This is a genomic window from Archangium primigenium (genome assembly GCF_016904885.1).
Lineage (GTDB): Bacteria > Myxococcota > Myxococcia > Myxococcales > Myxococcaceae > Cystobacter > Cystobacter primigenius.
This window is the reverse complement of sequence record NZ_JADWYI010000001.1, coordinates 6,805,624-6,817,753: the sequence shown is the minus strand read 5'-3', so window position 1 is coordinate 6,817,753 and position 12,130 is coordinate 6,805,624. Positions and strand designations below refer to the sequence as shown.

The window sequence follows — 12,130 nt, the reverse complement described above, 5'->3', positions numbered from 1 at the left end:
CGCTCTGCTATCAGCCAACCATGCTGCTCTGGCTCCTGGTCGCGGGCGCGCTCGCGGCGCCCATGGACGTGCCGGTCTCCGGAGACCTGACGCCGGCGCTCGCCCGAGAGGCCGAGGGGGACAGCGAGGGCGCGCTGGAGGGCGTCCTGGTCGTCCTGCGCGCCTGGCCCACCCAGCCCTTGCCACGGTTGGAAGCCGCCCGGCTGCTGCTCAAGCTGGGGGGAGACCTCACGCAGGTGCGCACCCACCTGGACGTCGCCACCGCGGGTGCGCCGGACAACCCCCGGCTGCACTACCTGTGGGGTCTGTACTGGGAAGAGCAGGGCGAGCTGTTCCAGGCGGCCCGGTCCTACGAGCGGGCCGTGGCCCTGCGCTCGACCTACGAGGATGCCCGCTTCCGGCTGGGCGGCGCGTGGGCGGCCGCGGGGGACTGGCTCAAGGCGGAGATGCACTACCGGCTGCTCGCCCGCGCGCGGCCGGAGTGGGTCCAGGTGCGTCTGCAACTCATCCACGTCATCGAGCAGCAGGGCCGCCGGGAGGACGCCGAGCGGGAGCTGCTCCAATTGCGCGCCGAGCAGCCCGGCAACGTGCTGGTGCTCAACCAGCTCGCGGCCCTCTACGAGCGCACGGGCCGCGCCCGGCAGGCGGCCGAGGTGCGCGCCCAGTCCAAGCCGCCCGCCCCCCCCAAGAAGATGCGGCCCTTGCGCCCGTCCCGCCGCTAGCGCGACAAGGGGCCTCTGGCGCATTGCGTGAAAGGCGCCGCTGCATACACTGCGCCCGCCTTGAAGACCGCCAACCTCGCCATCGTGTTCACCGACATCCAGGGCTTCTCCGAGCGCACCAGCCGGCAGACCCTGGAGGAGAACCAGCGCCTGCTGCGGGTGCATGGCGATCTGCTCATTCCCATCTTCCGCTCCTTTGGCGGGCGCATCATCAAGTCCATCGGGGACGCGTTCCTCGTCACCTTCGAGTCGCCCACCCAGGCGGTGCTCAGTGGCATGGCCATCCAGGACAGGCTCTGGAGCTACAACCGGAGCGCCCCGGACGCCGAGCGGCTGGACGTGCGCGTGGCCATCAACGTGGGCGAGGTGCGGCTGGAGTCCCAGGACGTCTTCGGCGAGCCCGTCAACATCGCCGCGCGCGTGGAGTCCATCGCCGAGGCGGGCGAGGTCTTCTTCACCGAGGCCGTCTACCTCGCGATGAACAAGGCGGAGGTGCCCTCGCGCGAGGTGGGCACCTTCGAGCTCAAGGGCATTCCCGGGAAGATCCGCGTCTTTCGGGTGCCCCGGGCGCCCTATCGCGTGGAGACGCCGGCCCCGGAGCAGGCCCGCGCGGAGCCCCCGGCGTCCCCGGAGCAGCCGCCCTTTGGCAACCTCGCCCTCTCGCGCGTGCCGGAGGTGGCCCTGACGCCCCCGTCCCACGTGGCCGAGCGGCTGGTGCGCGGCACCCGCACGGCCCTGCTCGCGGTGAAGTCCCCGCGCGCCTGGCCGCTGCCGCCTCGGGTGCTCGCCCTGGGCGGCGCGGCGCTGGCGCTGGTGCTCGTGGTGGGGCTCGGGCTCTTGCTGCGCGGCTCGCCGGTGGCCTCCGCCATCACCTTCGTCGCCGAGGCCCCGACGCCCCGCGAGAAGGGGGAGCGGGCGGAGGCGGCCCGCCGGCTCATCGCCGAGCAGGACGCGGGACCGGGGGAGCGCGAGTGGTGGACCGGCCAGCTCGAGGAGGCCCTGGATCGCCCCCGGGAGGCCATCCGGCACTACACCGCCGCGGCCAAGGCGGGCGAGACCCAGGCCCCCGCGCGGCTCGTGGAGCTGCTCGGAGACAAGGGGTGCACGGCGCGCGTGGAGGCCGCGGAGGCCCTGGGCGCGCTCAAGTGGCGCCCGGCGCGCTCCGCCCTGGAGACGCTCGCCAAGGAGGGGGGGCCGGGGGATTCCCGGGGCCTCTTCGGGTGCAATTCACGCGGCGCGGCGGAAGACGCGCTCAAGCGGCTCGGACGGTGAGAGGGACTGTGATGACACGGGTGAAGACGGGATTGGATGTGTGGGTGGAGCGCGGGTTCGCGCCGCTCGCGGGCAAGCGGGTGGGGGCCATCGTCAACCCCACGAGCGTGGACGCGGACTTCCGGCACCTGGCGGACCTGCTCGCGCGCGCCCCCGGCGTGACGCTGGCGGCGCTCTTCGGTCCCGAGCACGGCATCCGCGGCGAGGCCCAGTACATGGTCGCGGTGGACGACGCGCGCGACCGGCGCACGGGCGTGCCCGTGTACAGCCTCTATGGCTCCACCTTCGAGTCGCTCTCGCCGCGCCCCGAGTGGCTCGAGGGCCTGGACGCGCTCGTCTTCGACATCCAGGACGTGGGCAGCCGCTACTACACCTACGTCTACACCATGGCCCTGGCCATGAAGGCCGCCGCCCAGGCGAAGCTGCCCTTCTACGTGCTGGACCGGCCCAACCCCCTCAACGGCGTCACCGTCGAGGGCAACCTCGTGGGCGAGCGCTACCGCTCCTTCGTGGGGCTCTACCCCCTGCCCAACCGCCACGGCATGACGGCGGGGGAGCTCGCCCGGCTCTTCAACGAGGAGCAGGGCTTCGGGTGTGACCTGACGGTGGTGCCCATGGAGGGCTGGCGCCGCGAGCACTTCTGGAGCGACACGGGGCTGCCCTTCCTGCCGCCCTCGCCGAACATGCCCACCGCGGACACGGCGCTCGTCTACCCCGGCATGTGCCAGGGCGAGGGCACCAACGTGTCCGAGGGCCGCGGCACCTGCCGTCCCTTCGAGCAGTTCGGCGCACCCTGGGTGGATTCGGATGCGCTCCTCGCCCGGCTGGCCCGCGAGCGCCTGCCCGGCGTGGGCTTTCGCGCGGTGGGATTCACCCCCACCTTCGACAAGTACACGGGCCGCTCGTGCAGCGGGGCCTTCATCCACGTGACGGACCGGCGCGCCTTCCTGCCCTTGCGCACGGGAATCGCCATCTTCCAGGCCCTGTACGAGCTGGGGCAGGGGCGGGGCTTCGCCTGGCGCGAGGACGCCTACGAGTTCGTGGACGACGTGCCCGCCTTCGATCTGCTGTGCGGCACGGACCAGGTGCGCCGGGGCATGGAGGCGGGCTGGCCCCTGGATCGTTTGCTGGAAGGCTTCGAGGACCAGGCGCGGGACTTCACCCGGCGACGCGAGCGCCACCTGCTGTACGCTCACGGCCCGTGAGCCAAGACGTCATCGGGATTCTCTCCGACAGCCATGGAGACCTGGCCGCCTTCGATGCGGCCTATGAACTGCTGCGGGCCAAGGGGGCCCAGCGCTTCCTCTTCCTGGGCGGGCGCTACTCCGACCTGGACGAGTGGATCCTGGATCGGCGCGAGCGCGGCCGGGGCGGGCGCGAGTACTCGGGCGCGGACTTCCTCCAGGACGTGTCCCAGTGGCTGGCCGTGGCGGACCAGAAGCCGCGGCCCCGCTCGCTCTCGGGCAGCTTCGCCGCCATCAAGGCCCCCGAGGGCGATCCGCTCCTCGTGCGCGAGAGCTTCCTGCGCGCCCCCGAGCGCGACTGCCTCCAGTACCGCGACCCCGCCATCCCCCGGAAGGTGCTGGACATGGTGGGCGACACCCTGTGCTGCGCCGTGCACGACAAGAACGACCTGGAGCGCGACGATCTCATCAACGCGACGCTCTTCTTCCACGGCCGGGAGTCCGAGCCCAAGCGCGTGCAGATCGGCCCGCGCTTCTTCCTGTCCCCGGGGCGGCTGGCGGGCGCCGCGGAGCAGACGTGCGCGCTGCTCGAGCGCGAGGACCGCGAATTGCGCTTCTCCGCCTGGCGGCTGGATGGCAAGGCCGTGCTCGAGCCCGAGGTGCTGCCCGTGGAGCGGCGCACGAAGGTGTCCGCCAAATGAGCCCGTCGTCGGGGACGTCGCTCCGGGTCGCGCTCCTGGGCGGCTCCTTCAATCCGCCGCACGTGGGGCACCTCATGGCCGCCCACTACGTGCGCGCCACCCAGGAGGTGGACGAGGTGTGGCTCATGCCCACCTTCCGGCACCCCTTCGGCAAGGTGAGCGCCCCCTTCGAGCACCGCGTGCGCATGTGCGAGCGGATGTGCGAGGACGCCGCGGGGTGGCTCAAGACGTCCCCGGTGGAGCGCGAGGTGGGCAAGGACGGGCGCACCGTGGACACCCTGGACTTCCTCCAGGCGCGCCACCCCGGCCACCGCTTCTCGCTCGTCATCGGCTCGGACATCCTCAAGGACCTGCCGCACTGGAAGGACTTCGAGCGCATCCAGCGGCTGGCGCGGGTGGTGGTGCTCTACCGCGCGGGCTATCCGGCGCCGGGCACCGTGGGGCCGCCCCTGGCCGAGGTGTCCTCCACGGACATCCGCGAGCGCCTGGCTCGGGGCGAGCCGCCCACGGACCTCGTCCCCCAGGTGGTGCTCGCCTACGCCCGGGAGCACCACCTGTACGCCTTCTGAGCCCGGTCGGTGGGCGGGCGAGCGGGCGCTGAAACGCATTTCGGGCTGGGCCGTACGTGAGCCAGGGGATGGGGATCACGACGGACGAACAGCTCATGGAACGTTTCTGCGACGGTGATCAGACGGCTTTCGAGGCCCTCTTCACCCGGCATGCCGGGGGTGTGCAGGGCTTCCTGACGCGCATGGTGCACGACGCGCCACTCGCGGAGGACCTGCTGCAGACGACGTTCCTGTCCGTCGTGCGCTCGCGCGGCCGGTACACGCGGGGCACCCGCTTCACGCCCTGGCTGATGACGATCGCCGCCAACGCCGCCCGGGACGCGCTGCGCCGCCGCCAGCACCGCGAGGCGTACTCGCGCCAGGCCTCCGCCGAGCCCGTGTCCTCCGAGCCGCCCGCGGTGGGCGACCCCGGCATGCGCAAGCACCTGGAGGTCGCGCTCGCGCAGCTGTCCGAGGATCAGCGCGAGGCCATCCTCCTGCACAAGCTGGAGGGCTGGTCGTTCGAGGAGATCGCCACCCTGCGCGGCATCAGCGTGAGCGCGGCGCGGGTCCGGGCCCACCGGGGATACGAGAAATTGCGGCACCTGTTGGACGGAGTGGGGGACTTCTGATGGGCACGCCGTTGGATCCACTGTTCACCCGGGACGTGCCGGTCGCGGAGGCCGCGCGGGCGCGGGTGCTGGCCGCGGCGCACGCGGAGCTCGCGCGGGCCCCCCGGACGCGGAGCTGGCGCACCGAGGCCCTGGCGCTCTTCGCCGCGCCGACGCTCCTGTCCCTCGCCGTGGCGGGGGTGCTGTGCGTCCTGGGCCGCACGTCCCTGACGACCGTGTGGGAACACGCTCCCGCGCTCGGGCTGCTCTGGCTCGCGAGCGCGCTGTGTGCCTGGGGCGCGCTCTCTCCCCGGCTCCGGCGGCTGCCGCTCGCGGCGCTGGGCGGGGCGGGCGGGGCGGCCGCGACGCTCGTGCTCACCCGGGGCCCGGCCCACGGCGTCACCACGCTGCCCGAGTGGGTCTGCACGGTGAGCCACGTGGGCGTGGGCCTGGTGCCCGGCGTCGTGGCGGTGCTGCTCTTGCGCAACGCCGCCTTCCAGCCCCGCCGCGCCTTGCTCGCGGGCCTGTCCGTGGGCACCGCGGGCGCCTTCCTGGGTGAGCTCGCGTGCTCGCTCGGCCCCGGGCACGTCCTGGGCTACCACCTGTCCGCCTGGGCGTTCGCCGCCGTCGCGACGCTCGGCATGGCTCGTCTCCTCCCACCCCGGTCCTTCGCCCCATGAACCCTGACACTGGCCTGATCTTCCTCGAGGATGTGAAGGGCGCGCCCGTGCGCGTGGGCGAGCCGGTGTGCGTGCTCGGCGACACCCTGGATGGCTCGTTGGACGCGCGCTTCGTGGGCCGCCGGGGCACGGTGGTGGCGCTCGTGTACGACGAGCCGCGCACCCAGTACCCGGCGGACCCCCTCATCCAGGTGCGGGTGGAGGGCCTGGGCGAGGATCTCTTCTTCGCGAGTGAGCTGGAGCGGGCCCCGGAGTGGGCCTGGTTCATGGCCCTGGAGCCCGCGGACGAGGACCTCCGGGGCCTGGAACTCGCGCCCTGACTTACGGTGACGTGCCGAGGGCCGCGCGGACCTCGCCCTGGCGCCGGGCGGCGAAGCCCATCAGGCCGTTGGCGCCGCTGACCGCCTCCTCGAAGGCCTGGGGCGAGGCGAGGAACGTGTAGCCGGTCTGCTCGGGCGTGCTGCCCACCACGTAGGGCGCGATGAGCGCGTGCGCCGCCTGGAGCCGGGCTTGGAGCGCCGCCGGGGCCACGAGCCCGTTGGCCGCGTCCAGGGCGTACCGCGTGTAGAGCGCGGCGTAGGTGGGGTCGTCCAAGAGGAAGCGGATGAGCGGCCAGGTCGCGTCGGCGCTCGACTGGTCCAGCGCGGCGGCCTGTCCCATGGCCTGCCCCATGGCGCGGTCGTGGTCCCAGGTGATCCAGTGCAGGCGCTGGTTGTCCTGGGGGTCCGCGTACAGGAAGTAGTTGTGCGCCATGGCGCCGTAGGCATCCCAGTTCTGCAGCACGGTGTTCACCGCGAGCCACTGGAGGAAGCCCGGCACGTCCAGCTTCGCCTCGAGGCCCGCGCGCCACGCCGCCGCGTCGGTGCGATCCGCGTGGAGCGCGGCGATGGCCTCCTGGACGGGCGCCCAGCCCATCCCGGTGTCATCCGCCTGGATGTCGAAGGACGCCTCGTCGAAGGCCCCCCAGCGCGCGCCCGTGCCATCCGCCTCGTAGAGCGCGCCCTTGTGGTTGCCGAAGTGGCGGTCGAGCAGCGCGTTGTTGTCCGGATCCTCGTCGAGCGTGTAGAGGCCCCAGTACTGGGCGCCCTCGCCATGGTCCACGTAGAGGGCCACGAAGGCGGTGCTGGGCGCGGGCACGCCGGACTCGCGGAAGATGTCCGAGGCGACCTTGTCCCGCATCAGCGACGCATCGGCCGCGCCATTGCCGAGCGACAGCTTCTTGAAGCCGTAGAAGCGCTGGTCCAGCGTCTCCGGGTGGTCGTCCTCGAACTTGTCGAAGTGCAAGCGCAGCGGCAGCTTGCCCACGCCCGAGCGCCACGTCTCGGCCAGCGAGGAGTTGCCCTTCATGCGCACGCCAATGGAGGGCCAGGCCTTGTCCCCGAAGCGCAGGGTGGCGGGGACATACACGGGCGTGTTGGGGATGAGGTCCGCCGCGCCTCCGCCAGGCCCGCCGCCACCGCCTCCGCCGGGGCCGCCCTGGGGCTGGCACACGAGCTGGGCGCCGCCCATGAAGGTGCCGCAGGTGCTGGTGAAGGTGCCGCCCATGAAGGTGGCGGTGCAGGCGTCCCCCGCGGCCTTGCCCTCGCAGGGCTGGGTGAGCTCCGCGGGCACGCCGCCGCCGCCCGGGGCGCCACCGCCCCCCCCACCGGGCGCGCCCCCGCCGCCGCCGCCCGGGGCACCGCCGCCCGGGCCGCCCCCGGCGCCGAACGCGCCGAGCATGCCGGTCATGTCGTCCTGCATGGTCCGCCAGGCCTCCGGCGTGAGGGTGAGCTCGAAGCGCAGCACCTGGGCCGAGGGGAAGACGACGTCATATGCGGGCGAGGCGTTCTTGCCGTGGGAGGCCTCGCTCCAGCCCTCGGGGAGCGCCTCCCCCGTCACGCCACAGGCGGAGGTCAAGGCAAGGGCGAGGCTGGCGAGGGCACGCAGGCGCGGAGGTCGGGTCATGGGGGGGGCTTTCGTTGGGTTTTTGGATGTCGGTGCCGCGAGCAGGCACCCTGAAAGCCCTCCGTGACTTGATCTTTACGGAATCGTGACGAGATGTTTTCGCAAGGGTCCTCGGGGTCGCAATCTTTCGTCACAAATGGGTAACGACCGTGAAAGAAGGCGGCGGTTGCATGCGAGTTGCTGACTCGTGGCACATGCGCCCCCCCGGGGCGAGCTGGAGGCTGGATGTTCGAGAAGCTGATGCCCAGGACGGACGGTGTCTTCAACGCATTCGATGCCCAGTGCGCCATCACGCTGGAGGGCGTGCGCATCCTTCATGAGCTGATGAGCGACTACCGGGACGTACCCGCCCGGGTCGAGGCGCTCAGCCGGGTGGGGGCCGAGGGCGACTCGGCGGCGAACGTGGCCATCGAGCGGCTGCACGCGGCCTTCATCACGCCGTTCGATCGCACGCACATCCACTCGTTGCTGTCGCGGATCGACGAGGTGCTGGACTTCTCGCGGGCGGCGGCGGCGCGGCTGCAGTTCCACGAGCTGCCCGAGCGCCTGCCCGAGGCGGCCGAGCTGACGGGCCTGTTGCTGCTGACCACGGACAAGGTGCGCGAGGTGGTGGGCACGCTGCGGCGCATCCAGCAGCCCGAGCCCATCCTCGCGGGCTGCAAGGCCATCAAGCAGCTGGTGTCCAAGGCGGACGAGACGCTCGCGGCGGGCATGGGCCGGCTCTTCAAGAGCGGCATGGACCACCTGACGGTGCTCAAGTGGCGCGAGGTCTACGAGCTCATCGAGACGGCCACGGACAAGTGCCGGGACGCGGCCAACGTGGTCGAGGGCGTGGTGCTGGCCTACGCCTGAGCGGCTGGGTCGTGCGCGTGTCGTCCAGGTCAGCGAGGGGCGGGGTCGGCCTCCGGGGCCGACCTCTCGGCGCCCGTGTCCGAATTCGAGGGATACGGCCAAAAAGAGACATGGGACACGCCGTCGAGCGACCGCCGGTGCTTCCGGGCCTGCATGTCGTATAGCCGCGCCGCCCCCCGGGTGGTGACGAGCAGGGCATTGCCGCGCGCCTCCAGGACGAGCGAGGCGTCGGTGGGCAGGGCGAGCTTCTCGGGCGCGACGAACGTGCCGTCCACCTTCCAGCGCAGGGGAGGGGAGGCATTGGTGCCCTCGGTGGGCTCCGCCCGGTAGTAGAGGTCGCCGCCCGAAAGGCGGCCACGCACCCAGGTGCTGTCCTCGAGCAGATCCTCGCCGCGGGGGCCGATGAGCTCCGCCTCGGCGGACGCGTCGAGGGCCGTCTGCTCCTCGGGGGTGACGCTCTCCGGCCGCGGGCCCGCCTTCGCGGTGGGAGCCGTGGTGGGGCCCAGCGTCTTGGCGAGCGCGAGGCTCCGGGTCTTCTCCGCGCCATCCGAGCCGTAGTCCGTGACGCGCGTCTCCACGTGCGTCCACGTGCCGCCCTCGCGGCGGTAGGCATGGGCCAGACCGAACTCGCCGGGCTGATCGATCGGGTACGGCTTGCCCTCGAACACGAAGGCGCTCTGCCCGTCCTTCTCGACCCGCTCGGGCGGTTTCATGTGGGGCCCGTCATGGTGCGCGACCAGTGCGACGAGGCGGCCCTGGGAATCGAAGCCCAACTCCGTGGTGCGTCCGACCTCGGGAAGCGGCAGGGCCGCGCCCTGGCCCGCGAGGAGATCCACCTTCCAGGCGAGGGGCGCGCGCGCGTCCGCGAAGGACTGGAGGACGGCACCCTGGCGTCCATCGGGGCTCCACGCGAACCAGGCGCTCTCACAGGGGCCGTCGAAGGTGAAGAGGACCTGACGGCCGCCCTTCGCGCCCTCCAGGCGCACCCACGCGCACTGGCCCTTCTCCGGCTGCGCCACGGAGAGGGTGTCGTCGGCGACGGCAGGCGGCTCGGCGGGCTGGGTCGCGGAGGCGGCAGTGGGCGCGGGAGGCGGATCTTGGTGTTTGGACTTGCACGCCGTCACGCCGAGCGAGGCGGCGAGGAGAACGAAGAGGCCGGTCTGGCGGAACAGGGAGGGCTCCAGGGGACGGGAGGACGAGCGTTTCATCCAGTCCGCGCGGGGGGAAGGTGACGGGACAGATGCCGGGAGGCGAGGATGCCGAAGGGCAGGCCCACCCGGTCCGCCATGGACAGCACGCGCTTGTCCTTGCTCACGAGCCACGTGGCGCGCACGCGCGCGGCGAGTTCGAGGAACTTCTGGTCCGCCCGGTCGCGGCAGCGGGGCAGGGTGGACGGGGGCGCGGGGTCCTCCACCACACGCACGAGCCGCAGGTAGCGCGCATAGGCCGCCGCCTGGGCCTCGGGGTCGAGCGCGAAGGAGGGATAGGCGAGCACGTACTTCAACTCTCCGAGCGTGGCGGCATCGGCCCAGGCGGTGACGTCCCCGGCCTCTAGCGCGCCCACCAGCGGCCTCACGGCGGGGTCATCGAAGACGAGCAGATCCAGCGCCACATTGGTGTCGAGCACCAGGGTCATCGGAGACGGGGCCACGGGTCCTCCTCTCGGTCCGGCCAAAAATGAAAACCGCCCCCTCCGTGTACGCGAAGGGGGCGGGGGTCGTTCCACGGGGCGAGGCGCCCGCGCGGCTACTTGACGGCCTTCTCCAGCGGCTTGGCCTCGGTGCTGGCCTGGGCCTTGGTCCACTCGATGACGGGCGTCTGCCAGGACATGCCCGTCTCGCCCGGCTCGGCATCCAGCTTCTCGAACTCAAAGCCGTCACCGCCGAAGTACAGGTACTCCACCGTGGCGACCTTGTACGTCTTGGCCGGATCCAGCGGCTTGCCCTTGGCGTCCTTGAACTTGCCCTTGCCCGCCGCGGTGACGCCCGCGAACACGGCCTCGGGGTTGCCCAGCTGCGTCGCCAGGTCCGCGCCCTTGAGCTGCACCACCATCAGCGAGTTCTCGAACGGGAGCACCGAGTACACGCTGCCCTTGGTCACCTTGCCCGCCGGCAGGCCCTCGCGGAAGCCCTTGCGGTTGAGCACCACCGCGTCCGCCTCCAGCTGCTGCTGGATGGCGCCCGCCACCCAGGCCGTCAGCTCCTTGGAGCCCTGGGCCAGGCCCTTCTTCGTGAAGCCGATCTGCTCGCCGAGCACCTGATCCAGTCGGCCCTTGAAGTCGGTGAGCTGCTGGGTGAGCTCCGCGTTGGCCGACACCGGCACCTCGCCGGTCGTCACGTCCACGAGCACGGGCTTCTCCACCTGGAGCTGCTCGCCCTGGGGCTTGGAGGTGTCCAGCACGTAGGGCGCGCGCAGGTACTTGCCGAAGCCCTTGCCCAGCGACACGTAGGTGGTGCCGCCCTCCTGGGACGGCTCGGTGGGCTGGCCGCAGCGGCCACCGGCCACCAGCGACACCTTCCACTCGGGGTGCTGCGACACGAGCGGCTGCAGCGCGCTCGGGCACTCGTCCGCGAGCACGACGATGGTGGCCGCGCCCGCCTTCTGCGCGCCCATCACCGCCTCGGCGAGCGCCTGCTCGTTGGGGATGATCTCCAGTCCGTCCGCGCGGCCCGCCATGGTGGTGAACACCGTCTTGGGCGGCGTGAGGCCCACCACGCCCACCTTGAGGCCCTGGCGCTCGAACACCTTGAAGCCCGGCAGCTCCCAGCCCTTGGCCAGCGCCGCGTCCTTCACCTTGAGGTTGGCCGCGAGGAACGGAAAGCCCCCGAGCTGCTGGTTCTTCTGGAACTGCTCGCGCCCGAAGTCCAGCTCGTGGTTGCCCAGCGCCGAGGCGGCGAAGCCCATGCGGCCCATCACCGTGGCGGTGGACTCGCCGTAGAGGAACGAGGAGATGGCCGGCCCGTTCCACGCGTCACCGATGGTGAGCGCGAGCGTGGTCGCGTCCGGGCACGCCGCCTTGCCGTCCTTGACCTGACCGGGACAGTGCTTCTCCTTGGACTCCCACCAGCCGAGCAGCTCCGCGGCGCCGGTGCTCTGCTTGTCGCCCTCGGTGACGGTGGGCAGCAGCTGGCCGTTGGCGCTGCCGGTGATGAGCAGCGTCACCGTCTTGGGCGCGGCCGGGGGCGGCGTGGGCTGGGCGGGGGTGTTGGAGGCGGGCGGCGGCGGGGGATTCTTCTCGCAGCCGGTGAGCGAGCCCAGCAGGGACAGGGCGAGGACACCGGAAGCGCGGCGCCACGGGTTCATCCCGCGCGACACCGGCTTGGACTCAGACTCTGGAGGCATGAGAAGGCTCCGAATGTGTGGGGCGATACGTCGGCGCGAATAGCACACCTGCCCGGGGGGTGATCCAGCAAAGGGCCGTGCCGGTGCGTCCCGCTCGCGGCGTGTTAGCCTCGGGGCCGTGCGCCGCCTGGCTCCTCAGGATTCCGAGTCCGCTCCTTCTCCCCCTGCTTCCTCACCCCTCTGGCGTGTGTGGGGCGACGTACGACGCGGTGCCGAGCACCTGCCGTGGCGGTCCGTTGCGCCCCCCACGACCCGAGGGGGCCAGCTCGCCCAG

Annotated in this window: 13 protein-coding genes; 9 read left to right on the top strand and 4 right to left on the bottom strand. The window is 72.1% G+C overall.

Annotated elements, in window-relative coordinates; all coding sequences use genetic code 11:
• The first annotated feature begins 20 nt into the window (after positions 1-20).
• From I3V78_RS27830 to I3V78_RS27795, 8 genes are all read left to right on the top strand, one after another.
• Positions 21-722 carry a tetratricopeptide repeat protein gene (locus tag I3V78_RS27830; RefSeq protein ID WP_239576657.1) on the top strand — a complete coding sequence of 234 codons (702 nt, stop codon included), beginning with the start codon at positions 21-23 and terminating at the stop codon, positions 720-722.
• 60 nt (positions 723-782) lie between these two features.
• A complete protein-coding gene (locus I3V78_RS27825) occupies positions 783-1,994 on the top strand; it encodes an adenylate/guanylate cyclase domain-containing protein (RefSeq protein ID WP_204491799.1) in 1,212 nt (403 codons plus the stop codon).
• An 11-nt stretch (positions 1,995-2,005) separates the two neighbouring features.
• The gene (locus tag I3V78_RS27820; RefSeq protein WP_204491796.1) at positions 2,006-3,199 is read left to right on the top strand and encodes an exo-beta-N-acetylmuramidase NamZ family protein; all 1,194 of its coding nucleotides are present in this window, start codon (positions 2,006-2,008) and stop codon (positions 3,197-3,199) included.
• Positions 3,196-3,879: a hypothetical protein gene (locus I3V78_RS27815; protein WP_204491794.1), complete on the top strand. Its 684-nt coding sequence runs from the start codon at positions 3,196-3,198 to the stop codon at positions 3,877-3,879. The genes I3V78_RS27820 and I3V78_RS27815 overlap by 4 nt, the downstream gene beginning before the upstream one ends.
• Complete coding sequence (gene nadD / locus I3V78_RS27810) at positions 3,876-4,448, top strand: nicotinate (nicotinamide) nucleotide adenylyltransferase (protein ID WP_204491792.1); 573 nt, start codon at positions 3,876-3,878, stop codon at positions 4,446-4,448. Before I3V78_RS27815 ends, nadD begins: the two co-directional genes overlap by 4 nt.
• A 95-nt stretch (positions 4,449-4,543) precedes the next feature.
• Complete coding sequence (locus tag I3V78_RS27805) at positions 4,544-5,059, top strand: RNA polymerase sigma factor (RefSeq protein ID WP_420840431.1); 516 nt, start codon at positions 4,544-4,546, stop codon at positions 5,057-5,059.
• Positions 5,059-5,718 carry a DUF1109 domain-containing protein gene (locus I3V78_RS27800; RefSeq protein ID WP_204491787.1) on the top strand — a complete coding sequence of 220 codons (660 nt, stop codon included), beginning with the start codon at positions 5,059-5,061 and terminating at the stop codon, positions 5,716-5,718. The genes I3V78_RS27805 and I3V78_RS27800 overlap by 1 nt, the downstream gene beginning before the upstream one ends.
• Positions 5,715-6,038 carry a Carotenogenesis protein CarS gene (locus I3V78_RS27795; RefSeq protein ID WP_204491784.1) on the top strand — a complete coding sequence of 108 codons (324 nt, stop codon included), beginning with the start codon at positions 5,715-5,717 and terminating at the stop codon, positions 6,036-6,038. The genes I3V78_RS27800 and I3V78_RS27795 overlap by 4 nt, the downstream gene beginning before the upstream one ends.
• A gap of 1 nt (position 6,039) precedes the next feature.
• On the opposite strand, the gene I3V78_RS39995 is transcribed toward I3V78_RS27795, so the two are convergent.
• Positions 6,040-7,662, bottom strand: coding sequence for a CotH kinase family protein (locus I3V78_RS39995; protein ID WP_204491782.1), 1,623 nt, complete (start codon positions 7,660-7,662; stop codon positions 6,040-6,042).
• A gap of 225 nt (positions 7,663-7,887) precedes the next feature.
• Between I3V78_RS39995 and I3V78_RS27785 the strand changes: the two genes are divergently transcribed.
• A complete protein-coding gene (locus tag I3V78_RS27785) occupies positions 7,888-8,514 on the top strand; it encodes a DUF47 domain-containing protein (protein ID WP_204491779.1) in 627 nt (208 codons plus the stop codon).
• A gap of 29 nt (positions 8,515-8,543) precedes the next feature.
• Here the strand turns inward: I3V78_RS27785 and I3V78_RS27780 are convergent, their stop codons facing one another.
• From I3V78_RS27780 to I3V78_RS27770, 3 genes are all read right to left on the bottom strand, one after another.
• Positions 8,544-9,722, bottom strand: a complete 1,179-nt coding sequence (locus I3V78_RS27780) for a hypothetical protein (RefSeq protein ID WP_204491776.1) — start codon at positions 9,720-9,722, stop codon at positions 8,544-8,546.
• Positions 9,719-10,165, bottom strand: a complete 447-nt coding sequence (locus I3V78_RS27775) for a PIN domain-containing protein (protein WP_338023768.1) — start codon at positions 10,163-10,165, stop codon at positions 9,719-9,721. The genes I3V78_RS27780 and I3V78_RS27775 overlap by 4 nt, the downstream gene beginning before the upstream one ends.
• Positions 10,166-10,260: 95 nt before the next feature.
• On the bottom strand, positions 10,261-11,856 hold the full coding sequence (locus I3V78_RS27770) for a bifunctional metallophosphatase/5'-nucleotidase (RefSeq protein WP_204491774.1): 1,596 nt from the start codon (positions 11,854-11,856) through the stop codon (positions 10,261-10,263).
• Between the last annotated feature and the right edge of the window lie 274 nt (positions 11,857-12,130).

Coding starts and splice junctions, on each gene's coding strand:
- I3V78_RS27830 (WP_239576657.1), top strand. CDS start 21: ATGCTGCTCTGGCTCCTGGTCGCGGGCGCGCTCGCGGCGCCCATGGAC.
- I3V78_RS27820 (WP_204491796.1), top strand. CDS start 2,006: ATGACACGGGTGAAGACGGGATTGGATGTGTGGGTGGAGCGCGGGTTC.
- nadD (WP_204491792.1), top strand. CDS start 3,876: ATGAGCCCGTCGTCGGGGACGTCGCTCCGGGTCGCGCTCCTGGGCGGC.
- I3V78_RS27805 (WP_420840431.1), top strand. CDS start 4,544: ATGGAACGTTTCTGCGACGGTGATCAGACGGCTTTCGAGGCCCTCTTC.
- I3V78_RS27800 (WP_204491787.1), top strand. CDS start 5,059: ATGGGCACGCCGTTGGATCCACTGTTCACCCGGGACGTGCCGGTCGCG.
- I3V78_RS27795 (WP_204491784.1), top strand. CDS start 5,715: ATGAACCCTGACACTGGCCTGATCTTCCTCGAGGATGTGAAGGGCGCG.
- I3V78_RS39995 (WP_204491782.1), bottom strand. CDS start 7,662: ATGACCCGACCTCCGCGCCTGCGTGCCCTCGCCAGCCTCGCCCTTGCC.
- I3V78_RS27785 (WP_204491779.1), top strand. CDS start 7,888: ATGTTCGAGAAGCTGATGCCCAGGACGGACGGTGTCTTCAACGCATTC.
- I3V78_RS27780 (WP_204491776.1), bottom strand. CDS start 9,722: ATGAAACGCTCGTCCTCCCGTCCCCTGGAGCCCTCCCTGTTCCGCCAG.
- I3V78_RS27770 (WP_204491774.1), bottom strand. CDS start 11,856: ATGCCTCCAGAGTCTGAGTCCAAGCCGGTGTCGCGCGGGATGAACCCG.